This is a genomic window from Paenalicyclobacillus macrosporangiidus, assembly GCF_900116805.1.
Classification (GTDB): Bacteria; Bacillota; Bacilli; order Alicyclobacillales; family Alicyclobacillaceae; genus Alicyclobacillus_H; species Alicyclobacillus_H macrosporangiidus.
The window spans coordinates 30,866-55,234 of record NZ_FPBV01000022.1 but is presented as its reverse complement, the minus strand read 5'-3'; the positions used below and the strand labels follow the sequence as shown (position 1 = coordinate 55,234).

The 24,369-nt window shown below is 62.0% G+C and carries 23 protein-coding genes, 1 tRNA gene, 1 rRNA gene and 1 pseudogene; 15 read left to right on the top strand and 11 right to left on the bottom strand.

Translation table 11 applies throughout. The annotated features are described in order from the left end of the window. Positions 1-87 (top strand): 5S ribosomal RNA (gene rrf / locus BM357_RS15460); the annotation flags it as partial. Positions 88-684: 597 nt separating this feature from the next. On the opposite strand, the gene BM357_RS20345 is transcribed toward rrf, so the two are convergent. After that, a complete protein-coding gene (locus BM357_RS20345; RefSeq protein ID WP_245784041.1) occupies positions 685-1,206 on the bottom strand; it encodes a YaaC family protein in 522 nt (173 codons plus the stop codon). Between the two features lie 264 nt (positions 1,207-1,470). After that, positions 1,471-1,830 (bottom strand): annotated as a pseudogene (locus BM357_RS20765) (YaaC family protein); the annotation flags it as partial. A gap of 304 nt (positions 1,831-2,134) precedes the next feature. Between BM357_RS20765 and guaB the strand changes: the two are divergent. From guaB to BM357_RS15410, 10 genes are all read left to right on the top strand, one after another. Next, positions 2,135-3,604, top strand: a complete 1,470-nt coding sequence (guaB, locus tag BM357_RS15450) for an IMP dehydrogenase (RefSeq protein WP_074955478.1) — start codon at positions 2,135-2,137, stop codon at positions 3,602-3,604. 203 nt (positions 3,605-3,807) lie between these two features. Next, the gene (locus BM357_RS15445; RefSeq protein ID WP_074955475.1) at positions 3,808-5,043 is read left to right on the top strand and encodes a D-alanyl-D-alanine carboxypeptidase family protein; all 1,236 of its coding nucleotides are present in this window, start codon (positions 3,808-3,810) and stop codon (positions 5,041-5,043) included. Positions 5,044-5,088: 45 nt separating this feature from the next. Further along, a complete protein-coding gene (locus BM357_RS20515) occupies positions 5,089-5,211 on the top strand; it encodes a hypothetical protein (RefSeq protein WP_269320496.1) in 123 nt (40 codons plus the stop codon). A gap of 32 nt (positions 5,212-5,243) precedes the next feature. Beyond that, a complete protein-coding gene (pdxS, locus tag BM357_RS15440) occupies positions 5,244-6,128 on the top strand; it encodes a pyridoxal 5'-phosphate synthase lyase subunit PdxS (protein ID WP_029422155.1) in 885 nt (294 codons plus the stop codon). A gap of 3 nt (positions 6,129-6,131) precedes the next feature. Beyond that, positions 6,132-6,707 (top strand): pyridoxal 5'-phosphate synthase glutaminase subunit PdxT, encoded by a 576-nt coding sequence (gene pdxT / locus BM357_RS15435; protein WP_074955472.1) that lies wholly within the window; start codon positions 6,132-6,134, stop codon positions 6,705-6,707. Between the two features lie 201 nt (positions 6,708-6,908). After that, positions 6,909-8,189 (top strand): serine--tRNA ligase, encoded by a 1,281-nt coding sequence (gene serS, locus BM357_RS15430; RefSeq protein WP_074955469.1) that lies wholly within the window; start codon positions 6,909-6,911, stop codon positions 8,187-8,189. An 11-nt stretch (positions 8,190-8,200) separates the two neighbouring features. Then, positions 8,201-8,518 carry a hypothetical protein gene (locus BM357_RS15425; protein ID WP_074955466.1) on the top strand — a complete coding sequence of 106 codons (318 nt, stop codon included), beginning with the start codon at positions 8,201-8,203 and terminating at the stop codon, positions 8,516-8,518. A gap of 19 nt (positions 8,519-8,537) precedes the next feature. After that, positions 8,538-8,981, top strand: coding sequence for a hypothetical protein (locus BM357_RS15420; protein WP_074955463.1), 444 nt, complete (start codon positions 8,538-8,540; stop codon positions 8,979-8,981). 235 nt (positions 8,982-9,216) lie between these two features. After that, positions 9,217-9,295, top strand: a tRNA-Arg gene (locus BM357_RS15415). A gap of 336 nt (positions 9,296-9,631) precedes the next feature. Then, entirely contained in the window at positions 9,632-9,928 is a 297-nt protein-coding gene (locus tag BM357_RS15410; RefSeq protein ID WP_074955460.1) for a hypothetical protein, read from the top strand. A gap of 173 nt (positions 9,929-10,101) precedes the next feature. Here the strand turns inward: BM357_RS15410 and BM357_RS15405 are convergent, their stop codons facing one another. Continuing rightward, positions 10,102-10,305 carry a hypothetical protein gene (locus tag BM357_RS15405; protein ID WP_074955457.1) on the bottom strand — a complete coding sequence of 68 codons (204 nt, stop codon included), beginning with the start codon at positions 10,303-10,305 and terminating at the stop codon, positions 10,102-10,104. A gap of 209 nt (positions 10,306-10,514) precedes the next feature. Here BM357_RS15405 and BM357_RS15400 point away from each other — a divergent pair, with 209 nt between their 5' ends. From BM357_RS15400 to BM357_RS15390, 3 genes are all read left to right on the top strand, one after another. After that, positions 10,515-11,009, top strand: a complete 495-nt coding sequence (locus BM357_RS15400) for an SRPBCC family protein (RefSeq protein ID WP_074955454.1) — start codon at positions 10,515-10,517, stop codon at positions 11,007-11,009. 288 nt (positions 11,010-11,297) lie between these two features. Further along, positions 11,298-11,798: a DinB family protein gene (locus BM357_RS15395; RefSeq protein WP_074955451.1), complete on the top strand. Its 501-nt coding sequence runs from the start codon at positions 11,298-11,300 to the stop codon at positions 11,796-11,798. Positions 11,799-11,864: 66 nt separating this feature from the next. After that, complete coding sequence (locus BM357_RS15390; protein ID WP_074955448.1) at positions 11,865-12,947, top strand: DUF1643 domain-containing protein; 1,083 nt, start codon at positions 11,865-11,867, stop codon at positions 12,945-12,947. A 127-nt stretch (positions 12,948-13,074) separates the two neighbouring features. Here the strand turns inward: BM357_RS15390 and BM357_RS15385 are convergent, their stop codons facing one another. The 8 genes from BM357_RS15385 to BM357_RS15350 all read right to left on the bottom strand — a co-directional run bounded on the left by BM357_RS15385 (position 13,075) and on the right by BM357_RS15350 (position 22,872). Continuing rightward, the gene (locus BM357_RS15385) at positions 13,075-14,367 is read right to left on the bottom strand and encodes an MFS transporter (RefSeq protein WP_074955445.1); all 1,293 of its coding nucleotides are present in this window, start codon (positions 14,365-14,367) and stop codon (positions 13,075-13,077) included. A gap of 18 nt (positions 14,368-14,385) precedes the next feature. After that, positions 14,386-15,966, bottom strand: a complete 1,581-nt coding sequence (locus BM357_RS15380) for an acyl-CoA synthetase (RefSeq protein WP_074955442.1) — start codon at positions 15,964-15,966, stop codon at positions 14,386-14,388. Between the two features lie 118 nt (positions 15,967-16,084). Then, positions 16,085-16,894 carry a sugar phosphate isomerase/epimerase family protein gene (locus BM357_RS15375; protein ID WP_074955440.1) on the bottom strand — a complete coding sequence of 270 codons (810 nt, stop codon included), beginning with the start codon at positions 16,892-16,894 and terminating at the stop codon, positions 16,085-16,087. After that, the gene (locus tag BM357_RS15370) at positions 16,894-18,057 is read right to left on the bottom strand and encodes a dihydrodipicolinate synthase family protein (RefSeq protein WP_425426558.1); all 1,164 of its coding nucleotides are present in this window, start codon (positions 18,055-18,057) and stop codon (positions 16,894-16,896) included. Before BM357_RS15370 ends, BM357_RS15375 begins: the two co-directional genes overlap by 1 nt. Positions 18,058-18,073: 16 nt before the next feature. Continuing rightward, positions 18,074-19,222 (bottom strand): Gfo/Idh/MocA family protein, encoded by a 1,149-nt coding sequence (locus BM357_RS15365; protein ID WP_074955434.1) that lies wholly within the window; start codon positions 19,220-19,222, stop codon positions 18,074-18,076. 161 nt (positions 19,223-19,383) lie between these two features. Beyond that, on the bottom strand, positions 19,384-20,217 hold the full coding sequence (locus BM357_RS15360; protein WP_074955431.1) for a helix-turn-helix transcriptional regulator: 834 nt from the start codon (positions 20,215-20,217) through the stop codon (positions 19,384-19,386). Between the two features lie 105 nt (positions 20,218-20,322). Further along, the gene (locus BM357_RS15355) at positions 20,323-21,543 is read right to left on the bottom strand and encodes an MFS transporter (RefSeq protein WP_139234754.1); all 1,221 of its coding nucleotides are present in this window, start codon (positions 21,541-21,543) and stop codon (positions 20,323-20,325) included. 153 nt (positions 21,544-21,696) lie between these two features. Next, positions 21,697-22,872 (bottom strand): thermonuclease family protein, encoded by a 1,176-nt coding sequence (locus tag BM357_RS15350; RefSeq protein ID WP_245784040.1) that lies wholly within the window; start codon positions 22,870-22,872, stop codon positions 21,697-21,699. Positions 22,873-23,071: 199 nt separating this feature from the next. On the opposite strand from BM357_RS15350, the gene BM357_RS15345 reads away from it, so the two are divergent. Beyond that, on the top strand, positions 23,072-24,310 hold the full coding sequence (locus BM357_RS15345) for a YeeE/YedE family protein (protein WP_074955424.1): 1,239 nt from the start codon (positions 23,072-23,074) through the stop codon (positions 24,308-24,310). The last annotated feature ends 59 nt before the right edge of the window (positions 24,311-24,369 follow it).

Sequence of the window (24,369 nt, the reverse complement as noted above, 5' to 3'; positions counted from 1 at the left end):
GTACCCATCCCGAACACGACCGTTAAGCCCTCCAGCGCCGATGATACTAGGGGCGGGAGCCCCTGGGAAAGCAGGACGCCGCCAGGCGAGAGAGAGAAGGCCCGGAATGCACGGTAAGGTGCAGACCGGGCCTTCTGCTGTTGTGTGGAGTGGAGCTGCGTGTGCCGTAGGAGGATGGCTTGTCAGTAGGTTGACCTGTGCCGCGCAGTCGGAAATGGGTGGTGAATGGGTGGTCAATGGGGGCGAATGGGTTGCAAAGACCGCCCGTCCGCCGAGGCGTAACACCAGAATTGCACTGATGACCCCGGGGGCTGGAATGGATAGCGGCGGCATTGCATTTATCGTGGGGGCCTGGGGCGGAGTTCGTGACGGAATGGCATGTAAGCGAGCGGATGGGCAGCCGAGACGGGGTGGACATGGAGCGATTAACGAAACTGCCTTATGGCATCTGCGGGGTGTGAGTTAAGACGGAAATGTACACTATGGTGCCGGCACCCGAGCGAGATAAGGCGGAAAGTGTTTTTAGCGGCCGACACGAGCCTGGCACGGGTCCGGCACGGGCCAGTACCGGCCGGGCACCTGCCGTCGGCAAAGTCACCTCGGTCGGGACGCCGCATCGGCCCCGAACTATTCGTCGCCTCAACCCCCCCATCCAATACCGCCTTCTCGGACACCGGCCTCTCCCTAAGGACCAGGCCTCTTGGACATCGCCGCCTCACTCATCTCGCAGGCCGCCTGCAGCAACGCCGACACGGTGCGATGCGGCGGATAGCAAGAGAAGTAGGCGCGGGTGATGGTCGCATCCTGTTCATTCTGCCACTGCACGATGTCTAACCACTCTCTGGCGTTGTAACGGCACAGAGCGGCGAGCGAGTACAGGATCGCGTAGTGGATGCACCACTCCGGGTCACCGTCACCGTCCATCAGGTACCAGTTTCCCCGGAACTCACGAAGCCAAGGATGGGACGGGCAAGGGTTGGGGATCACCATCCAACCATCCGGCTCTGCGCCGTCCGCTTGGAAAACCTCCTGGCAAACGGGGTGCTCCGGGACCGTGTACGTGCCGGGTTCGCCTGGCGCGGTATCCTGCGATGTACTTTGCGGTTCTGTCCGCACCTGCGGCACTGCGTTCGAAAGAGAGTTGACCGGCGACGGCGGGTTCACCCGGCTCAGCCGTTGGGCGCAGGACGCTCGCCACTCTTCCAACGTGGCTCCCCTGTGTGACGCGATCACCCTCGGAACCCATGCGGACACGGGTGAAGCCGCAAACTCCAACGGAGGCCAACACGAGCCGTCCGTAACCGAAGCGTTCGCGGGGCACGGCGGAGGCCATGGCGTGGCACCCGATACGGACATCGAATCCGAAAACGGGACAGAACCCGCACCCACAGACCACGAATTCGACTGTGGCGGTGCACTTGGGCGTTGGAAACGCAGCGGATAGACGCGCAGCCGGTCCGGTGCGAGAACGGAGAGTACGGAACCCAAACCCGGGAGTTGGCCCAACAACTCGCCGACGGTCCAACGTCCGGGGAGGGGGTATCCCGGCGCGATGAGGGCGCAGAGGCTCTGCAACGCTCCCTCTTTGTAGACGTGCACGGATTCGTCGAGCCACCGGTACACAGGGCGTTTTTGCCGTCGTACCGAAAGGCCGTGCTGCAAAACGGCCGAGGACGGTGGATAGCCGGGGTCCAGTGCATACAGGACCGCCTTGACCCAGTGGAGCCACCCGTAATATGCCAGCAACGGCATGACGCACAAGTCTGTCCGGAGGGCCACGTTGAGAAAAGTGACTCCCAAACTGGCGGACGCCCCCGATTTTGATGCCATTTCATACACCTGTGAAGGGGTGGCATCGGGATGCAACCGGGCTATGAAGCGGCGCAGCAGAGGTTCGCTGGTCCATTGAAACGGTTCAATCACGATGCCCTCCGAAACCGTGTACTCCTCAACGCGTATGCGGACGCGTGCTCGAGGACTGTGTGGGCGAGCTTTCGTTGACACTCGCCAGGGCGGTTGTTATACTACGCGTAATATCCGCGGGCCAAGCCCGCGTTATACGGTTATGGATAAGGAAATCCGCCCGCCCGTACAAGAGACGCACAGGCAGAGACGTACAGGAGGGGAACGTGCATTGGCGGATCGTTGGAGTACCAAATTTGCCAAGGAAGGCCTTACGTTCGATGACGTGTTGCTCATTCCGGCGAGATCGGAAGTTCTGCCCCGCGACGTGGATGTTCGGACCCGCCTCACCACGGACATCCAACTGAATATTCCTATTGTAAGCGCCGCGATGGACACCGTTACCGAAGCGGCGCTCGCCATTGCCATGGCCCGTGAGGGGGGCATCGGGATCATCCACAAGAACATGCCGATTGAACGGCAGGCGGATGAAGTGGACAAGGTGAAGCGCTCCGAGAGCGGGGTCATCACCGATCCCATCTTTCTCACCCCGGATCATCCCATCCGCGACGCCGAGGCCCTGATGGCGAAGTATCGGATCTCCGGCGTGCCCATCGTGGAGGAGGGCACGCGAAAACTGGTCGGCATCATCACCAATCGCGACCTCCGATTTGAGCGCAATTATGATCGGCCCATTCGCGAGGTGATGACCCAGGGTGCCCTCGTCACCGCACCGGTCGGGACGACACTGGAGGATGCGAAGGAGATCCTGCAGCGGCACAAGATCGAGAAGCTGCCCCTGGTTGATGCCAACGGAGTGCTCAAGGGACTCATTACCATCAAGGACATCGAGAAGGTCCGCCAGTTCCCGAACGCCGCCAAGGACGCCAAGGGACGGCTGCTCGTCGGGGCCGCGGTGTCCACTTCAAAGGACATGTTCGATCGCGTCGATGCCCTCGTTCGTGCCGGCGCCGACGTGATCGTGGTGGATACGGCCCATGGGCATTCCGTCGGCGTGATTGAGTCCGTGAAAGAGATCCGGCGGCGCCACCCGGACATCCAGTTGATAGCGGGCAATGTGGCGACGGCCGAGGCGACGGAGGAGCTCATCGCTGCCGGCGTCAACGCGGTCAAGGTCGGGATTGGACCGGGCTCCATCTGCACGACCCGTGTCGTCGCGGGCATCGGGGTGCCTCAGATCACCGCGGTGTACGACTGCGCGACGGTGGCACGCCGACGAGGGATCCCCATCATCGCGGACGGGGGGATCAAGTATTCCGGAGACATCGTGAAGGCCATCGCGGCGGGGGCCAGCACGGTGATGATCGGGAGCCTCTTGGCAGGAACCGACGAAAGTCCCGGTGAGATGGAGATCTACCAAGGCCGGAGCTTCAAGGTGTACCGCGGCATGGGGTCCATCGGCGCCATGAAGGCGGGCGGCGGCGAGCGGTACTTTCAGGACGACGCGAAGAAGCTGGTGCCGGAAGGCATCGAGGGGCGTGTCCCGTACCGCGGGCCGCTGGCGGAAATCCTCTACCAGCTGGTCGGTGGTCTGCGGGCCGGGATGGGCTATTGCGGGACGCCCACCATTGCCGACCTGCAGGAAAACGGACAATTCATCCGCATCACCGCAGCGGGTCTGCGGGAGAGCCACCCGCACGACGTGCACATTACCAAGGAAGCGCCCAACTACAGCATTTAATTCTCCTCCCTCTCGGGGGCCGCACACCAGGATGTCGGTGTGCGGCTTCCCGAACACCCTTTTTTCGCCAATCTGACGGTTCTTCCGCGTATGTTATACTGATGCCGGATTTGCACACTTGCGCCCGGATCCCGGGTTACCAAGCAAATCTTCGAGTAGATCTGCCAGTGATCCCCTGAAGCTGGACAAGGAGTGTAGCGGCGGTGAGGAAAGACGCACAAAAGTTTTTTGTAATCGCCTGCGCAGCCGCGGGTTTGGCCGGATTGGTGCCTGTGCAGGCGGTCCGCGCGGAGGTCATCAACCAGAACGCGCTCCAAGCCATCCACGCGCCCGCACCGCCGGTCGTCAAAGCCCAGTCCGTCGTCCTGATGGATGCGGACAATGGCCAGATATTGTACGAGAAGAACGCGGACGAACGGCGCGCGCCCGCGTCGACCACGAAGATCATGACCATGCTGCTGGTCATGGAGGCGGTCGCCAATCACAAAATCACGTGGGAGGACGAGGTTCCGGTCACGCCGGACGCCTATCAGGTGGCCACCACCTCCGACGTGTCGAACGCCTATCTGGATCCTCGAGAACACTTCACGCTGCGCGACATGATGGACTTCATCGCCGTGCTCTCGGCCAACGATGCCACCGTGGCCGTCGCGGACAAGATTGGCGGCGACAAGGACAATTTTGTCGCCATGATGAACCAGGAAGCGCAGCGGTTGGGCCTGACGGGCACACACTACATGAATCCGGACGGGCTGCCCCAGGACAACCACTACACGACCGCGATGGATTTGGCGAAGCTGTCCCGGTATCTCATCGAGCACTATCCGGAAGTGTTGGAGTTCACCTCGAAGCCGAACGTCACGGTGAAGAGCGAGGTCCGCAAGCAGTCGAACACCTGGCCGAACACCGACGAGATGATCGGCAAATATCCCGGGGTTGACGGTCTCAAAACCGGTTTCACCGATGACGCGGGCTACTGTTTCGTGGGCACCGCCCAGCGGAACGGCGTCCGGCTCATCTCGGTGGTGATGGGCGACACGAAGAACGACATCCACCAGCGGTTCGTGGACACGCAGAAGCTGTTCGATTACGGCTTCCAACAATTCACCGAGACCAAGGCGGTGACCCACGGCCAGACCCTGTCTTACACCGTGCCGGTGCCTGACGGGAAGACGACCCAACTCCCTGTGGTCGCCGCGGATGACCTGATTGTCGATCTCCCGTCCGGCGTCAAGGGACAGGTGAAATTCGTCTCCCAGCCGGTGACGGCACCCGTTCATCAAGGGCAGAAGGTCGGGATGCTGGAGTATGTGGTGAATGGCAGGGTGATCGCCCAGACGGATGCGGTCGCGGCCGGAGAAGATCCGAAGGCCAACTGGTTCGTGCGCCTGCTGCGCGGTATCGGCCGGTGGTTTGGCGGATTGCTACATCGCCTGTAATGTACTAATGTAGTTGTCGGAACCGTCTTGGAAGGTGGCGATGGCGTGGGCTCGGCGCTGTGGTTGCAAATCGGCAGTCTGACCGTCTGCAGCATATTGGCCCTGTTGTTCATCGTCGGCGCCTTTTTTGAAATGCGCCGCTTCCTGCGCAAACTCAGGAAAGAATAAGATACAGGCGAGAGCCGGAGGGAGAGAGGACCATGGCATTGACAGGAACCGACGTCGTCAAGCGCGGTATGGCGCAGATGCAAAAGGGCGGCGTCATCATGGACGTGGTCTCGGCTGAACAGGCGAAGATTGCGGAGGCGGCCGGAGCGGTGGCCGTGATGGCCCTGGAACGTGTGCCGTCCGATATCCGCGCCGCGGGCGGCGTGGCCCGCATGGCCGATCCGACCATCATCGAGGAGGTCATGAAGGCCGTCTCCATTCCGGTGATGGCCAAATGCCGCATCGGCCACATCGTCGAAGCGCGCGTGCTGGAGGCGCTCGGCGTCGACTACATCGACGAGAGCGAGGTCCTGACGCCGGCAGACGACAAGTTCCATATCAACAAGAAGGCTTTCACCGTGCCGTTCGTGTGCGGCGCCCGAGACCTCGGCGAGGCCCTGCGGCGCATCGCGGAAGGGGCGAGCATGATCCGCACGAAGGGCGAGCCGGGCACGGGCAACATCGTCGAGGCCGTCAAGCACCAGCGCTTGATGCAGGCGCAGATCCGCAAGATCCAGAACATGTCCGAGGATGAGTTGGTGGCCGAGGCCAAGAACCTCGGCGCGCCGTACGAGCTGGTGCTCGAGGTGCACAAGCTCGGCCGGCTTCCGGTCGTCAACTTCGCGGCGGGCGGGATCGCGACGCCGGCTGACGCGGCGCTGATGATGGAACTGGGATCGGACGGCGTGTTCGTCGGCTCCGGCATCTTCAAGTCGGAGAATCCGGAGAAGTTCGCGCGTGCCATTGTCCAGGCCACGACCCACTACCAAGACTACGAGCTGATTGCGCACCTGTCGAAGGGCTTGGGCACGCCGATGAAAGGCATCGACCTGAACACCCTGCGCGACGAGGAGCGCATGGCTGTTCGGGGTTGGTGAGGAATGAAGATCGGAGTCCTCGCCCTGCAGGGGGCGTTTCACGAACATGCGCGGATGTTGGGTGATCTCGGCGCCGAACCGGTGCTGGTGAAGCTGCCGCACCATCTGGAGGGCATTGAAGGCCTCGTGATCCCGGGTGGGGAGAGCACCACCATCGGCAAGTTACTCCGGGAATACGAGCTGATGGTGCCCATTCGGCAGATGGCGCAGGACGGGATGCCGGTGTTCGGCACGTGCGCCGGGATGATTGTGATGGCGGCGCGCATTCAAGGAGAGCCAGAGCCTCACCTGGCGCTGATGGACGTGACCGTGAACCGGAACTCGTTCGGCCGCCAGCGGGAGAGCTTCGAGACCGATCTCGACATCCCGGAGATCGGGGAGAAACCGTTCCGGGCGGTGTTCATCCGGGCGCCGCACATCGAGTCGGTCGGCGAGGGCGTGAAGACGCTGGCGACGTACGAGGGACGCATCGTGGCCGTGCGTGAAGGAAAGTTTATCGCCACTTCATTCCATCCTGAGTTGACCGCCGATGATCGCCTGCACGCGTACTTCCTCGACATCGTCGCGGGCAAGCGTTGAGCATCGAGATCGAGCGTAACAAACCCATCCAACCATGACGGGGTGCCCGCTGAGGGCACCCTTTTCGTCGGAGGCGGGGCGCATCGCGCATCGCCCTCTGCCTTGCGGGAGCTGTTCACCATCTGCTATGCTCGATCCATATGTGTGCACGGACTTGCTCCTCGTCGGTGTGACGGGGTGCCACCGGAAGGAGTGTTGGACATGCTGGATCTGCGCGCGATCCGCAGTCATCCGGATGAGTTTCGCCAGGGTTTGGAAAGAAAACACGCCGATCCGACCTTGATTGATCAACTCTTGCGCGTCGACGAGGCGTGGCGCAACGCGCTGGCCGAGGTGGAGCGGCTGAAGAGCGTGCGCAACAAGGCCTCGGAGGCCATCGCGAAGAAAAAGCGAAACGGCGAGGACGCGAGCGCGGACATCGCGCAGATGCGAGAGGTGTCCGACCGGATCAAGATGCTGGACGACGAGGTCCGCCGGCTGGACGACGAGGTGAAGGAACTCCTGTTGACCATCCCGAACATCCCGCATGCCTCCGTGCCGGACGGGAAGGACGAGCAGGACAACGTGCCGGTCCGCTACTGGGGGGACAAGCCGGCGTTCCCGTTTGAGCCGAGGCCGCACTGGGAGATCGCCGAGCGGCTGGACATCGCCGACTTCGAACGGGCGGCGAAGATCACCGGATCGCGCTTCGTCGTCTACAAAGGGCTTGGGGCCAAGCTGGAACGGGCACTGGCCAACTTCATGCTCGATTTCCAGACCAGCCGCAACGGATACACCGAGATGTTTCCCGCATTCATCGCCAATGAGACCAGCCTCATCGGAACCGGCAATTTGCCGAAGTTCGGCGATGAGATGTTCAAGTTGGAGGGACTGCCGTATTATCTCATCCCGACGGCGGAGGTGCCGCTGACCAACTACCACCGCGACGAGATCCTCGACGCGTCCCAGCTGCCGGTGAAGTACGCGGGTTACAGCGCATGCTTCCGGTCGGAGGCGGGATCGGCCGGGAAGGACACGCGGGGCCTGATTCGCCTGCACCAGTTCCAGAAGGTCGAGCTGGTGAAACTGGTGCTGCCGGAGACCTCCTATGACGAACTGGAACGGCTCGTGGAAGACGCCGCGTCCGTGCTGGAGGCGTTGAACCTGCCGTACCGGGTGATTGAGATCTGCACCGGGGACCTGGGCGCGAAGGAGACAAAGAAGTACGATCTCGAAGTCTGGATGCCGGCCCAGGGCGTCTACCGGGAGATCAGTTCCTGCTCCAACTTCGAGGATTATCAAGCACGCCGCGCGAACCTGCGCTTCCGTCGGGATGAGACGTCCAAACCGGAATTCGTCCACACATTGAACGGATCCGGGCTCGCCATCGGGCGCACCGTGGCCGCCATCTTGGAGAACGGGCAGCAGGAGGACGGCAGTGTCCGCATTCCCGACGCCCTGGTCCCGTACCTGGGCGTGGACGTCATCCGCCCGGCGGAGTGAAGGAATGACCAATGGCCGGCACCCCGTGGGTCTCGTGGCTGTGGGACGCGGTGAAGCTGCTGTTCATCGCGTTCCTGCTCTGGTGTGTGTGGATGCAATGGCGGGCGATGCACCGCATCGCGTTTGGCCGATCCATGTTCATTTCATGGACGGCGGTGTTGATGGGGTTTCTCGTCGGACTCCTGCCGACCGTGTCGGCAGCGGTCGTGTCCATCCTGCTGCTGGTCACCGGCTTTGGGATGATGGCTGTCCTCGGCGTCAAGTCCTGGCAACGGTTGCGCCGATCACGCAGGCAGCCGTCCTCTGGGCCGACCCGGCACCGTCCATGAACGTGCGGAGGGGGATCTCGTGCGCGTTTCCCAAATCTCCATTGTGATGGACCGGGATGACTTACAGGACTGGATGGACGAACTGCTGCCGGAATCCGGGCTTCGCATCGTGTCCATCACGCCGGAGGGCATCCGCGGCCAAGTGAAACTGCTCTGGTGGCATGTGGACTTTCTCGCGGTGCCCTCCATCCCGGCACCCGACACGGTGGCCATTGACATCTCGGCCCACAAACTGGTCCCCATCCCGTCCGCGCTGGTACAGCGCCAACTGAAGGAGGCGGTGCGGGACGGGCCGCCCGGCATCTCGGTGATGGAGGAGTCGCTTCGCGTCCATCTGCCCTCGTTGTTGGCGGGGCTCGGGGTCCATCTGCACGTTCGCCATCTGGGATGCGAACAGGGCCGCCTCACCATGTCCGTCGAAGGGTTGTCCGTATCCATGCCATTTCGGCCCAGGCACCGTTGACCGTGGTCATCGATTGCGGACGGTTGACCGTTGGAGAGGGACCGTGGACGATGGACCTTGAACGATGGTCAGCCGCCCATACGGGCCGGCCGGCAATCCATGGACGATTGATGCTGGCATTTGACCGATTGGCGCCGGGTATTTGAACGATTGACGTCGGGACCGGAGCTTTCCTTTGCCTGGATGCCGCCTGGTCCTGTATAATATAAGAGAGGGTATCCGGTCTCTCCATCATGCACCCGTAGCTCAGGCGGATAGAGCGGTGGTTTCCTAAACCGCGTCTTGCGGGGGTTCGAGTCCCTCCGGGTGCACCAAAATATCCAGTCGTGGCGCGGGTTCTTGGGATTCCGGGAGCCCGCGCTTTTGCTCAACCGCGGCTTCTTGAAAATCTATTGACAATCTTCGTGTACCGAAATCATTTTCAGGCGCTGCTCAACCTTGGCCGATTTGAGACCATGATCCAGCCTCGGACCGAGGAGTTGCCAGGCGTGCTCGGTTTGACATTCACGGGAACGCCAACCAAGATGGAATTTACTTCATGTACGGAAAATTTGTTATTATCAAGTCATATACCGCTCCATCACCCATATCCAATCCGCACTTCGCACCCCGACGCGGAACCCGTCATCTTCGAATGGGAGGACTATGTCATGAAAAGGACACGCGCCATCGTCCACCTCTTGTTCATCGGCAGCGCGGTTACCCTGCTCGCCTGCCTGTTTTACACCGCGCTCTGGTGGTTTCAAGCGTGGTCGTGGCAAATGCAGTCCCAACACACCATTCACGCGGCCGTGATGCAGGCGGACCTGCAGTTGGCGGCCAAAGCTGTTCACAATCTGCACGTCTGGCTCGGCATTGACGCAGGGTGGCTGTGCGTCACCGCTGTATTGGGGTGGATCCGTCGTCGTGTGATCACGCAAGAGTGGACCATGGCGGACAACCACTGAAACGCCTCCACGTATACGCAAGTGGCAACGATTTTGCAGGAAGAGAAAATTCCCGAACAGCGACGACTGCCCGCGAGTGAGCCAGGCGGAGGTGGTCACGGATGAGAGGAAGAACGCCCTAATATTGGGCGGAAGCAGTGAGTGCGGAAAAGAGTGTGTGAGGATTGGAAGGATTATCGGATGTCCATAAACAGCATGAGCAGAAAAAGGATTCGTCCCACGACGAATCTGGATAGGGATACGCCGGGGTACAGCAGGCTGATGATGAGCAGGATGGTAAACGGATGAACGCGGCTCGGTGGACCGATGAGAAACCGAGCCAATATGGTCAAGAAGGTCACGGCGAATCGGGTGCTTAGACTCGCCTGAAACTCCATGCTTTTCCCTCCTGAACGATTGTATGCGAGGATGGTGGATCCTGATGTGATGAAGGAGTCAGAGAACGGACCTGACCGACCGATGATTTTCAAGGTGTATGCGATTTGACGGGTCGTGTGTGGAGGGGTACGCTCGTTGAAGCCCGAGTTTACAGAAGGAGGGCGATCCCGTTATAATCAATGAACACAAAATTTAAAGGAGAATGTGAATGTCGGAACAAATTGAGTTGGTCATCACGCGTACCTTCGATGCGCCACGGGAGCTCGTGTTCGAAGCGTGGACCGAACGTGAGCGTCTGAAGCACTGGTGGGGTCCGAAAGGGTTCACGATGCAGGTCTCGAAATTGGAACTCCGCCCGGGTGGCGTTTTTCATTACAGCATACGATCTCCAGACGGCCACGAAATGTGGGGCAGATTCGTTTATCTCGAAATTGTTGCGCCGGAGAAGATCGTGTTCATCAATTCCTTTTCCGATGAGGAGGGCAACATCACCCGTGCACCATTCAGTTCAACGTGGCCGTTGGAAATCTCCAACACGTTGACGTTCTCCGAGATGGACGGTAAAACCAAACTCACCCTTCAAGGAGGACCTATCAACGCGACGGAGGAAGAGCGTGAGACCTATGAAGCAGGGTTAGAATCCATCCGGCGAGGTTTTGATGGAACGCTGGATCAGCTCGCCGATTATCTGAAAAGGGCTTGACCGATGGCGTGATCGTAGGACATGACGCCCCCTTGTGCGCGTCCGTCATTTCTGGAATGAGCATGTTTGGGTCCGTAACGTTTCGAAGACAACAGATCAGGGTCGGGACATCCTGATCCGGACCCCGTTTTTCGTCTTGCCGACATGGTCCTTGCGGGGTTCGGGTCGATCCGGATGCACCAAAATATCCAGTGTGGCGCTGGTGCCTGGGTTGTCCGGGGCCCGCGCCACTTCCATTCGGGGAACGAAATCACGTGTCCAACCCATCCATTGAGGGAGGCAGGACCAGTGGATGACTTGCGCCAAGCGAGAATGCAGTTATTGCAATCCGTTCAGGATTTGTCAGATGAAGAACTGCGTATCCGTAACGCAGACGGGTGGTCCATTCTCCATGTCCTTGAACATCTCCATTTGACAGAAAAGGCGGTTGTCCAAGGAATCCGTCATGCATTGACCAAGCCGAGTTCGGAGATCCCACGGCAATCTGTTGAGAGCGTTTTGGATAGAAGCCGAAAGTTGAAATCGCCCAAGGTTTCCGATCCACAGGGGATGTTTACCACTCTGGACGAGGCAGTGGCCTCATTGGCGGCCTCGAGAAGCGAACTCACAGCCGTTCTTGCCTCGATTGAAGATGCCGATGCATTGCACCATCACGGGTTCCGGCATCCCTTTTTTGGCATGTTGAGTATTCACCAGTGGTTGGAGGTTTTGCCTCTTCACGAGCGCCGCCATACCGCACAAATTGAGGAGATGAAACAGGTCATTGGTTCAAATTTCCGGATGACGTGATGAGCGATTATCAAGAGGAGGTGGCGCCCCGGGTGTCGAACCACCCGATACCGAGGAGGAAGCGATGTGAACAAACACGCCGTGATGGACGGGCCATATCGCTACTCCCTTGTACGGGAGTGGGAAGAAGGGCGGCCCAGGGTGCTCTTCATCATGTTGAATCCGAGTACCGCGGATGATGCGGAAGACGACAACACCATCCGCCGATGCATCGGCTTTGCGCGCCGGTGGGGATTTGGTTCGCTCGAGGTCGTCAATCTCTTCGCCTATCGGGCGGCCAATCCGTCGGATTTGCGCAAGGTGGCCGATCCGATTGGTCCCGAGAACCAGACGCATATCCTATCGGCCATCCGCAGGGCGAACCGCGTGGTGGTGGCCTGGGGCAACAAGGTGCGGACACTTCCGCAAGGGGATTTCATGGTCAGCCTGTTGGCGGACGCTGTGCCGGCGGACGTTCCGTTTTTCTGTCTGGGGTTGACGGAGCAGCGACAGCCGAAGCACCCGTTGCTGGTGCCGGGGGACACGCCCCTGAGGCGATGCGCCGTGAAACGGGATGATCGCGGATGGTATGTGGCCTTCGTGGACGAGGAGGCGGACCATGCGGACGAGACGGTGTACGAGTCCCGGGGTGCGGAAGCGGTCACGGCGGTGATGCCACAAGCGCAGGACGACGCGGGGTTGGAGACGACGCGGGTGAGCATGCGGGAGGTCGTGCACGCCTTCCTGCAGGAGGAGCAGTGGCAGTTCACAGAGCTGAACGCGCGCACCATCCGCTTTTGGTTGAGTGCGGATCACGGAGATCTGGAAGGCCGGGCAATCCTCGAAGAGGAGTACGGCATTTTCGTCTTCTATTCGAGATTGCCCATCCGCGTGCCGAAGGAAAAGCGGAGTGTGGCCGCTGAACTGTTCATGCGCATCAACTGGAATCTCAGCGTGGGCAACTTTGAAATGGATATGGACAGCGGACGCGTCTTCTTCAGGACCAGCGTGGATGTGGACGGCGACGAACTCCGTCCGGCGGTGGTCCGAAACCTCGTGTACACCAACTTTCGCGTGATGGATCGATTCATTCCCGTCATCCTCAGCGTGATCTTCGGGCAGATGGACCCCAAGCAGGCGCTGGAACCGAGCCGTTCAGTACCCAGTTGACACGGGGTCAGCTTCCGCAACGGTCAGCGCCCGCAAGGTTCCCCCGCGCCGCCGGAGGGGGCGGACACGGGGGCCCTGGCTGCGATGGACACCATCATCGGTGGACACCATGCCCGATGGACCCCCATCACCGGTATGGGCTGAGGCTCGGTTCCGCGCCGGTGTACGCGACGGCGCGCGTCTCCCGGACGAACAGCGTCAACAGGAGGCTGAAGCCGAGGACCACCATCATGAACAGACTGAACTTCCCGACGGACGGACCGTACGTCTTCGCCATCCATGTCCACAGGATGGGCCCGAATCCGTCGATGGCCGCGGCGACCTGGTACCCGACCGACAGGCCGGTGTAGCGTACCTTGGTCGGGAACAGCTCGGAGAAAAACGTCCCCTGCGTCGCGAAGATGGCACCCCAGACAACCCCGAGGACCACGGCCTCCATCGCATAGAACCAGCCCGCTCCGCGCGGGATCAGGGAGAAATACGGGATCGACAGCACGAACAGGAGGACCAGGCCGCTCAGATAGATGCGCTTGCGGCCGATGTAGTCGGACAGGTAGCCCGTGAACGGTATGATGACCAGCATCACGGCCGATCCGATGGTCAGCGCGTTGAGTGCGGTGTTGCGCGGATACTTGAGGTACACCGTGGCGTACGTCAGCACGTACGACATCACGAACACGTTCAAGAATCCGTCGCCGATCTTCAGCCCGATGGCGTGCAGGACATTCTTCCAGTTGGTGCGGAACACCTCCGCGATGGGCACCCGCGCGATGTCGCCCTGCGCACGCTGGGCCTGGAACGCGGGCGTGTCCTCGATGCCCGTGCGCAGCCAGATGGCCAGCGCGACCAACAGAAGGCTCAGCAGGAAGGGCACGCGCCAACCCCAGCTGAGAAACTGGGCATTCGTCGTCAGATGGCTGATGAGGGTGAAGCACAGTGTCCCGGTGACCAACCCGACGGGGACCCCCAGTTGAGGGATGGCTCCATAGAGCCCGCGGATTCCGCGCGGGGCATACTCCGTCGCCAGAAGGATGGCCCCGCCCCATTCGCCCCCGAGCGATACGCCCTGAATCAGGCGCAGGGCGACCAGCAGGATGGGGGCCCAGAGTCCAATCTGGGCGTAGGTGGGCAACAGGCCAATCAAGGTCGAGCTGATGCCCATGCCGACCAGCGTGTAGATGAGGGCCGCCTTGCGGCCGACGCGATCCCCCAGGTGGCCGAACAGGATGCTGCCCAACGGACGTGCCGCGTACCCAATCCCGAAGGTCGAGAAGGCCAGGATCAGGGATACGGCGTGATCATGCGAGGGGAAGTACTGGCTGGACAACACGAGGCTGGTCGCGGAACCGTATAAATAAAAATCATACCATTCAATCACGGAACCAATCATGCTGGCGAGCAATACCCGCAGTGGACTCACGCCGAGTCCCCCCTTCCGTCAAATCTGCCGGTTCATTTGAGCCCATTCAGCGGCACGGAGTTCGCGTTTCAGGACCTTGCCGTAGGCGTTCTTGGGCAGGCTGTCGGCGAAGCCAATCACGCGCGGCTTCTTGTAGCTGGTCAGGTGTTGCTGACAGAATGCGATGAGTTCTTCCTCGGTCACGGACCAACCGGGCTTTCTCACCACGACCGCCTTTACCGCCTCGCCCCACTCCGGATCCGGAATCCCGAACACACAGGCCTCCGCAATCCCCGGATGGCGAAGGAGAACCTCCTCGACCTCACGGGGATAGATGTTGCTGCCGCCGCTGATGATGAGGTCCTTGCTGCGGTCGAGCAGGAACAAGTTTCCGTGTTCGTCGAAGTAGCCGATGTCCCCTGTGTGTAACCACCCGTCGATCACGGTCCGGCGCGTGGCCTCCGGATCCGACCAGTACCCTTTCATCACCATGTCGCTGCGGACCACCACTTCGCCGGGCGTGTTCACCGGCAAGCGGTTCCCCTGCTCATCCACCACCGCCACCTCGACGCCGGTCCGCGGCGTTCCGACGGATCCCAGGTGAACCGGGTCGTCCGGCCGATGTGCGGCGCGATCCATCCCGGTGATGCTCATGGGACACTCCCCCTGGCCGTACACCTGCGCGAAAATGGGCCCGAATGCCTCGAGGGATTCCAGCATGTCCTCCACGTACATGGGCGCTCCGCCGTAGATGATGCACCGCAGGCTCGGCACGTCTCGGTTCGTCTGACGGAGGCCGCTGGTCAACCGCTTCACCATGGTGGGGGCGAGGAAGGGGAGCACGGTGACCTGGTGGGCTGCGATGTCCTCCAAAACCCGCTCCGGGTCGAACCGCGCGTGTGCATGGATGACCTGGGTGGCGCCTTTGGCCACGAGGGCCAGCGCGTACAGGCCGGAACCGTGGCTGAGCGGTGCCGTGTGCAGGGCGACGTCGCTGCGGGAGAACGGGTAGATGTCCGTGCAGACGTTGAGGGTCATCAACAGGAGGATGCGATGGGTGAGCATGGCACCCTTGGGCCGCCCCGTCGTTCCGGAGGTGTAGAATAGCCAGGCGAGATCATCGCCGTCCACGGGTGCCACGTCGGACAAGACGGGTCCCTCTCTCACCAGGGTTTCGTAAGCCAAGGTTTCGTAGGTCGGGAAGTCGTCTGCCGTCGCATCGTCCGGACGGATGCCGATCCACAGTTGGGTATCCGGACAGGACGGGCGGATCACCTCCACATCCGCGGTGCGCGCTTGCTCGTACACGAGGGCCTTGGCCTGGCTGTGCTGCAGGATGTAGGCGACCTCATCCCGATGCAGTCGATAATTCATGGGAACCACGACGGCACCGATGCGCCAGGCCGCGAAAAACACCTCCAAGATCTCCGGCCGGTTGGCTGACAGGACGGCGACGCGATCGCCGCGTGCGACGCCGGACTGCCGCAAGGCACCGGCCAAGCGCTGGATGCGGGCCAGCCACTGTCCGTATGTCCACATCGATTCACCGAAGACCACGGCCGGATGGTCAGGCGACGTGCGTGCGGCGTGATCCACCAGCACGCCGAGGTTGGCTCCCATCACATTAACCCCCTCTCTTTGTCACATTGGAAGAATAAATTGAAATTATCACACAAACATAAACGAACTCAACCCCTGCCGCGGATCAGGAGGGAGGATCCGATGGGCAGGGGATGTGTTATACCAGCCGTGAGAAGCGATCCTTCATCTGGGCGAGCACCTCGTCACCCGGAGTTTCCCATATCGTCTGGTTGAAGATCTCGACTTCGACCGGTCCGCTGTAGCCGGCGGCCTCGACGGCCTGCCGGATGCGGGCCAATTCAATACACCCGTCACCCATCATGCCTCGTGACATAAGAGCGTCCTTCACAGGGGCGAGCCAATCGTTGACATGGAAGCCCACGATGTGGCCGGCGGCCCGTTCAATCTCGCGGTACAAGTGCGGATCCCACCAGACATGGTAAACGTCAATGACGACCCCGACCTGCTTAGATCCAATGCGCTCCACCAGATCGTTCGCCTGGCCGAGGGTGGAGATGACGGATCGATCCGCTGCAAACATGGGATGCAGCGGCTCGATGCCGAGTCGAACGCCGTGATCGTGAGCGTCGGGGACCAGTACGGCGATGCCTTCCTCCACCATGCGCCGGGCGTCCTCGAGGGTGCAGCCGTCCAGGGGGCCGCAGACCAACACGAGAACATCGGTGCCGAGCTCGGCGGCTTCCTCGATGGCGCGCCGGTTATCGTCAATGCGTTGCTGGCGCTCAGCTGCAGACGCGGCTGGAAACATGCCGCCCCGGCACAGGCTCGAGACCCGCAGGCCGGCGTCCCGGACGGCCCGCGCTGCCTCGCGCAGACCGGCCTCGGCCACTTTGTGCCGCCACAGGCCAATCCAGCCGATGCCGGCCCGGGCACAGCCCTCGGCGGCTTCCCGCACGCTCCAGCGTTCCGTCGTCATCTGGTTGAGGCTGAGGAACCGGAGATCCATCAGCTCACCCCTCCCGCGAGCGCCAGCGTGAGCTTCATGCGGTGCACGGCCAACTCTGGATCGCGCAACACGCCGGCTTGGTCCGCGCGGCGGAACAATTCGGCCAAGTGGATCACGGACCGCATGCCTTCCATGCCGCCGACCATGCGAAAATGATGCTGGTGGCCGTTGAGGTAGGCGAGGAACACGACCCCCGTTTTGTAGAAACGCGTCGGCGCCTGGAAGATGTGCCGGCTCAGCGGGACGGTGGGTTTGAACAGCTCCGCATACCGACCGGCGTCCCCCGCGTCGAGGGCGTGCAGGGCCGCCGCCGCCACTGGCGCGATGGCGTCGAAGATGCCGAGCAGGGCGTGGCTGTGGTGCGTTCCGTCGCCGAGGATGAGATCCGGGTAATGGAAATCGTCGCCGGTGTACATCTTGACGCCGGGCGGCAGCAGCCGGCGCATCTGTCTCTCCAGGTCCGCGTCGAGCAGGGAGATTTTGATTCCGTCGATCCGGTCGGCCCACCGGTGAATGACCTGCAGACACACGTCCATTGCCTGGTGCACGTCGGTGTGCCCCCAGTATCCGGTGAGCTGCGGATCGAACATGTCTCCCAGCCAGTGAAGGATCACGGGGCCGCTCACCTGAGACAGCACCGTGCCGTACACGCGCACATAGTCTTCCGGGCCGCGGGCCACGGACGCGAGGGCGCGGCTGGCCATGAGGATCACCTGGCCGCCGGCCGCCTCGACGAATTCACACTGCTCAACGTAGGCGCGCTCGACATCGGACAAGGCGACTCCGGGCGCGGGGGTGAGGTGATCAGTGCCGGCCCCGCAGGCCACCCGGCCGCCGCATGCCTTGGCCTCCGCCACCGACAAGCGGATCAGCTCCTGGCTGGCGGTCCAGTCCAGCCCCATGCCGCGCTGGGCCGTGTCCATCGCTTCCGCCACGCCGAGGCCGAGCGACCACAGATACCGCCGATATGCCAGGGTTGCCTCCCAGTCGACGGCGGACTGGGATGATGGGTCGACGTCCTGCAGGGGATTGGCGACCACGTGCGCGGCGGCGAAAGCCACCCGGCAGCGCGCGGGGGCCATCGGGGCCGCCGGAACCGGAGAACCGGTCAAGTGATAGTTTTCCCATCCGCCGCCTGCTTGTGGAAGTCTCAATGCCAACATGGCCATCCTCCTCTCATCACTCGGACGGCAGTTCGGGCACCGGGATCCAGCGCCGTTCGCGCCAGGACAACAGACCCAGCTCCGCGAGCTGCACCCCTTTGGCGCCTTCGAACAGGTCGTGTTTGAAAGGCGTTCCGAGCACCACGTGCTTGAGGAACATCTCCCACTGAACTTTGAATGCGTTGTCCGGCTCTTCGCGAAGCGGTACGGGGACCCACTGGTCTCGGTACTGGTTCGGATCGGGCAAATCCGGATTCCAGACCGCCTTCGGGGTGAAGGCGCGGTGTTGAACCTTGCAGTTGCGCAATCCGGCCACCGCACTGCCCTCCGTGCCGTCCACCTGGAGTTCGAACAGCTCATCCCGGTTGACGCGCACGCACCAGGACGAGTTGATGTGCGCGATGACGCCGCCCTCCAACTCGAAGGTGGTGTACGCCGCGTCGTCCGCCGTAACGTCATACGGTTGTCCGGATTCATCCCAGCGGCGGGGAATGTGGGTGGCCCCGAGGCAGGACACAGCCGTCACCCGCCCGAACAGATGGTCGAGCACGTACCGCCAATGGCACAGCATGTCGACGATGATCCCGCCGCCCTCCTCTTTGCGGTAGTTCCAAGAGGGACGCTGTCCTTCCTGCCAGTCCCCCTCGAACACCCAGTAGCCGAACTCGCCGCGCACCGAGAGGATGCGGCCAAAGAATCCGGTGTCCACCAGTTTTTTCAACTGCAGCAGGCCGGGCAGGAACAACTTGTCCTGGACCACACCGTGCTTCAACCCGCGCCGCTGGGCCATTCGGGCCAGATTGAGCGCTTCGTCGAGCGACGTACCCGTGGGTTTCTCGCAGTAGATGTGCTTGCCCGCCTCAATCGCCGCCCGTACTGCCTGGGCGCGCAGCTGTGTCGTCTGCGCGTCGAAGTAGATCTCGTTGTAGGGATCGCGCAGGCAAGCGTAGAGATCGGTGCTCCAACGCTCGATCCCGTAGCGTTCCGCGAGCGCCCGCAGCTTGGATGGGTTGCGGCCGACGAGGATGGGGTCGGGCATGAGCACGTCGCCATCTGGCAGGGGGACGCCCCCCTGGTCGCGGATGGCGACGATCGAGCGCTCCAGATGTTGACGGGTGCCCATGCGCCCCGTGACGCCGTTCATGATGATGCCGATGGTTCTCATAAGGCGGTCTCCCTCCTCAAGTGAGTACGATTCCGATCCCGCGGCCCAACCGTATCACGCCGGTGGATTGGTGTCTTTTCAGCTGCGGAAGGGATTCGCAGGTTCGGAACTGAACGTCTTGCTTCGCGGAGGCCTCTGAGCAAGGCCGCGTGCCGGCGCCCTTACGGCGGCGGGACGTCGACAGAGGCACGTTGCAGACTTCGGAACTGGAGCGGTGACACGCCCACCTTTCGCTTGAATGCCCGGTAGAATGTCGAGAGCGTTTCGAAGCCGACCTCAAAGCAGATGGAGACGACTTCTTTGTCCGTATTCAACAGAAGTTCTTTGGCCCGCTGCAGGCGGACTTCGGTGAGATACTGAATCGGGGTCACGTGGTACTGCTGTTTGAAGATGTCGTTCATGTGCCGTGCCGTGATCTTCAGCATGTCCGCCAAATCTTCCGCGGACAGTCGTTCGAAGTACCGCGTCTCGATGTGATGGCGCAGCATGTTCGCCCGCTGAGTGTTCAGGTCCGGAGCGCGCTGCATCTCCCATCCACGGGCGATGGTGACCAGAGCGCCGAGCAGATGGCTGCGAATGGAGAGGCTCGAGAACCGGTCCGCGCGCGTTTGCTCGTACAGGATCTGGCGAAAGGAATCCCGAACCTGGGCGGCGGCGAACGGATCGAGCATCTGGTACTTCGACCGGGCCAGCGAGCGGATGAAGAAATCCCGCCCGCCCGGCAATCCACACAGAAAATCTCCGAATGCGAGCACGAGCACGGTCATCCGTGATTGGGCGTGCACCGCGTGTTCCGAGTACGGTGCGATGTATACCATCTGGTCACCCGTGACCTCATACGCCTTTCCCTCCAGGGAGATGGTGCCGTGTCCGTTGAGAAAGTAGAGGATCTGGTAGATCCGGTGGTGGTGGTCCGGTACCCGTTCCCCGGGAGGATGTTTGCTCTCGTAGATCAACACTTGGCTTTCGGGCAACGAGATTTCGCGCAGCGGCATTGGGCATCCTCCGCATCGGGTTTTCGTTTGGAAGTGGACGCGGGCGGCTGCACGCCCTCGATGCCGCCGGCGTCACCAACGTGTCGCCGGCGGCACAGACATGAACTACGACAGTGGTGCTCCTGCTTTCGCAGCACCGTCACGCACCTGGGCGCCTTCCAAATGTCCAGTGAACCACAACGCGGCGCAGCTGATGAGCTGCACGATTGCCGCCAGCATCCATACCGTCGTCATCGCCATATTCTCCTGTAAATATCCCGCGACCGCCGGGGTGATGGCGCCTGCCAACATCCCGACATTCATGACGAACCCAATCGCTGACCCGGCCACCTGTTTCGGAACGACCTGAGAGGTGAGCGTGAGGATCACCGGGGTGATGGGATAGCCGAAGAACCCCAGTAGAAGGACCAGCAGGACCAGCAGCCAGACCGGCACCGGAGCGACCATCAGGGCCATCAGGACGGCGGTGATGATGGTGATCGCCACGAGAACCTGCTTGCGCCGCTGGATGGTGCCACGATCGCAGAAACGGCCGATCAACACACCGCCCAGCGCGCCGGAGAGTCCCATCAGACTGGCAATGGTGCCGCCGACTGAGAGGGACATGTGCTTCGTCGTCATCATGAACGTGGGGGCCCACAGGAGGACGATCCACCATCCGGACATCAGGAGCAGGTAGAAGACGCCGAAGGCCACGACGGTGGGCTTGCGGAAAATCTCCCGCAGAGGTACGTCTTCGACCAGGCTCACCTTGGCGTCTGCGGCTTTCGGATGACGGACCAACACTCCGTACAGGAGCGCTACCACCAGACCTAGCAGCATGGCGACCAAGAACACGGGTCGCCACCCGTAGTGAGACCCGATGACCGCGCCGAGCCACGTACCGAAGAACCCGCCGATTGGATATCCCGACCAATAGATGGACATCACGGTGGTGCGCTGTTCCGGCGTCGTCACCAACGTGATCTCCTGGGACGCCGCTGGCCAGAAGAGGCCTTCACCCAGGCCGGTGACAATGCGGTAGACGAGCATCGTGGTGAATCCGGTGGCCAGCCCGGTGGCTCCTGTGGCCAGGGAGAAGATGCACAGGCCCCAGATCAGCACCGTCTTCCCGGTGAACTTGTCCGACAGGATGCCTCCGATGAACAACAGCACGACGAAACCGTAGAAGAATGAGCTCATCAACAGTCCTGAGAGGCCCTTGGAGAGATGGAAATCCTTCGCGATGAGACCGACGGACGACGACATCACCATGCGGTCCACCGAGTACATCATGTACCCCAGGCCGCACAGCAGGGTGACGAGCACTAATCTGCGGCGATCCACCCTATCATTCCCCCTGTCTGAAGTCTTTGAAAGCGCTTGTATGGGAATGATACAACGCCCCCGTTTGGGGGCGCTTACTGTGGGCAGAAATGATTCGCAAAACCGGAAGTGCAGAAATTGAGAGAGGATTGACTTGGTGAATCGCACGCTCTGCTACCGCACGTGAACCTTGGTCTGAACTGTCTGCCCGTTGCTGGTGATGGTCACCGGCCAATCGCCGGGCGTGGTGGAGGTCCCGACCGTCCATGTCCAGGTCACGCGGCCGGAAGCGTCCGCCGTCTGATCCACAAGGCCCTTGGCATGGCTGGGCCCGCTCTTGTAGCGGACCTCGATGTGCGCCTGCGCGCCCGGCGCCGTATGGATGGTCACGCTCGCCTCTTCGCCGCGTGCGACGTCCAGGTGGGAAGCGACAATTCTCAGCGTCCCTGCCGAAGACGCCGCGGTGCCCGCCGAAGACCCGGAGGCGCCCGACGAATGGCCGGTCTGCTGGCTTCCGCCGCCTGCTGTCGCCGATGACGCGGTCGATCCCGTCGTTCCATGGCCGCTCGCACCGCCTGCGGCCGCGAGGTTATACCCGTCATCCGTCACGTAGCCCGGGATGCTCCAGATCCCCAGCTTCTGAGATTTTGCGTACGCCTCATCCCGGCGCAGCGCCGCGAGGTGCTGGGTGTTTGGCTCGTACACGTAGGCGACCCGGGCGAGGCCGGCCCGGACGACGTCCTCGTTGTACATGTCCGTCGGTGTGATGTACACGTAGGCCAGCAACCGGCCGTACTTGTCCGTCTGGCTCCCGGGCACACCCTCCTCCAGGAACACGTGTTTCCCCACGGGCAGCTTCTGCTTCGCGAAGGCGCTCGCCTGCGGTCCGTACGGCTCCACCGGCTTGTCGGGGTCCACGGTCTCCGGGGTGTCGATGAGCAGCATCCGGACGGTGGCCTCCTTGCCGTTCGGGAGGATGACGTGAAGGGTGTCCCCGTCCACGTTGCGGGCTACCACCACCGGGACCAGCGCCGACTTGGGCGGATCGGCTGCAACCGCGCCCGCCGCTCCGGACGTCGCGGGGGGACTCGATCCCGAAGCCGCAGTGTTTCCAACCGCCGCGTTCGATCCGTTCGTTGCATGGGCGGGTGTGCCGTTCGCGGCGTCCGCATGGCCGGACGTCTGCGTCTGGGTCTCGGCGGCGGTATTCGAGGGATGGGGCGGTGCTGCTGCCGGCGTGGTGCCGGAGGTGCAGCCGGTGGCCAAGCCGATGGCGACGGCCGCTGCGGCCAGGGTTTGCCAGGTGCGCTGCCACAGCGGGATGGTCCGAAGGAACTCACGGTCTTTCACGATTTACCACTCCACATTCCATCGCTTGTCCGCGACATGGGACCTATGTTGGCACGATTGCCAATGAGAGAATTTCTTTTCTATCGTATCGGATCCAGCGTATCGAATCTAGGGAGCGCTTACAATTCCTTAATCCCTTGTTAGCTCATTGGAATGGTATTAAAATAGAACGGCATGCATCATCAAGGAGGTGGCTTCCATGGCAACGCCAGAGGCGCGCATCGTCGATCTCGACTCCCGCTTCTCCCTTCCGCAGGCGGACCGGCCGGAGACGATGCAGCGCGTATGGGTTTGGGTTTCCGTTCTCATCTTTCTCGTCGGGTTTATCTATATCGACCGGGCGGTGTCGTTCAACAACGCCGTCCTGTTCCTGGTGGCAGGCGTCCTCGGCATGGCGCTCTACCATGCGCATTTCGGATTCACCAGTTCGTTTCGGCACCTCATCGTCAGTGGCCGGGGAATTGGCATCCGGGCGCAGATGATCACGTTTGCGCTGGCCAACGTGCTCTTCCTGCCCGTACTGCTCAGCGGTCACATCCTCGGACACGCGGTGAAGGCCAACGTGTACCCGGTTGGGCTGTCGGTGCTGGCGGGTTCCATCCTGTTCGGCATCGGGATGCAGCTGGGGGATGGCTGCGCGTCGGGCACGTTGTATCACACGGGCGGCGGTGATGTCCGTGGGATCCTGACATTGATTGGGTTTGTCGCGGGTTCGGTGATTGGCTCCGCCCATTACGCCTGGTGGATGCAGACACCGAATCTCGGACCCGTTTCCTTTGTGCAGACGTTGGGACCGGCCGGCGGCTTGGTCGTCAGTTTCGCTCTGATGGCTCTGGTGTTCGCCATCGTGTGGGGCGTGGAGAAGCGACGCAACGGCCGGGTGGAACCGCTGTTCGGGGGCAGCCGTTTCCGTTGGGCCCAGGTGGTCAAGGGCCCGTGGAGCTGGATGGCCGGCGGCGTGGTGCTCGCCATCGGGAACTTCGTGCTGCTGGTGGTCTCCGGGAAACCGTGGGGCGTGACCTCCGCCTTTGCCCTGTGGGGGGCCAAGATTGCCCAAGGCATCGGCATTCACGTCCAGAACTGGGGGTACTGGCAGACGACCGCCAACGCGGCGGCCCTGCACCAGAGCGTGCTGAATAATCTCGAGACCACCGACGACATCGCCATCATGGTCGGCGCTCTGCTCGCGGCTGCGCTGGCTGGGAAATTGCCCGCGCGATATTTCCGGGGAATTCCCGTGCGGATGGTGTTGGGGCTGCTCGGGGGCGGCCTGTTGATGGGCTACGGCGCCCGCATCGCCTTCGGTTGCAACATCGGCGCCTACTTCTCCGGCATCGCCTCGTTCAGCCTGCACGGGTGGGAATGGTTCCTGGGCGCCTTGATTGGCAGCGCCATCGGCATCCGGCTGCGCCCGGTCTGCCGGCTGCAGAACCGTTGAACCGGACCGTGGCGGGTGTTTCCGGCGACAAACAGGGGTGCCTCCCGACGGGGAGGCAC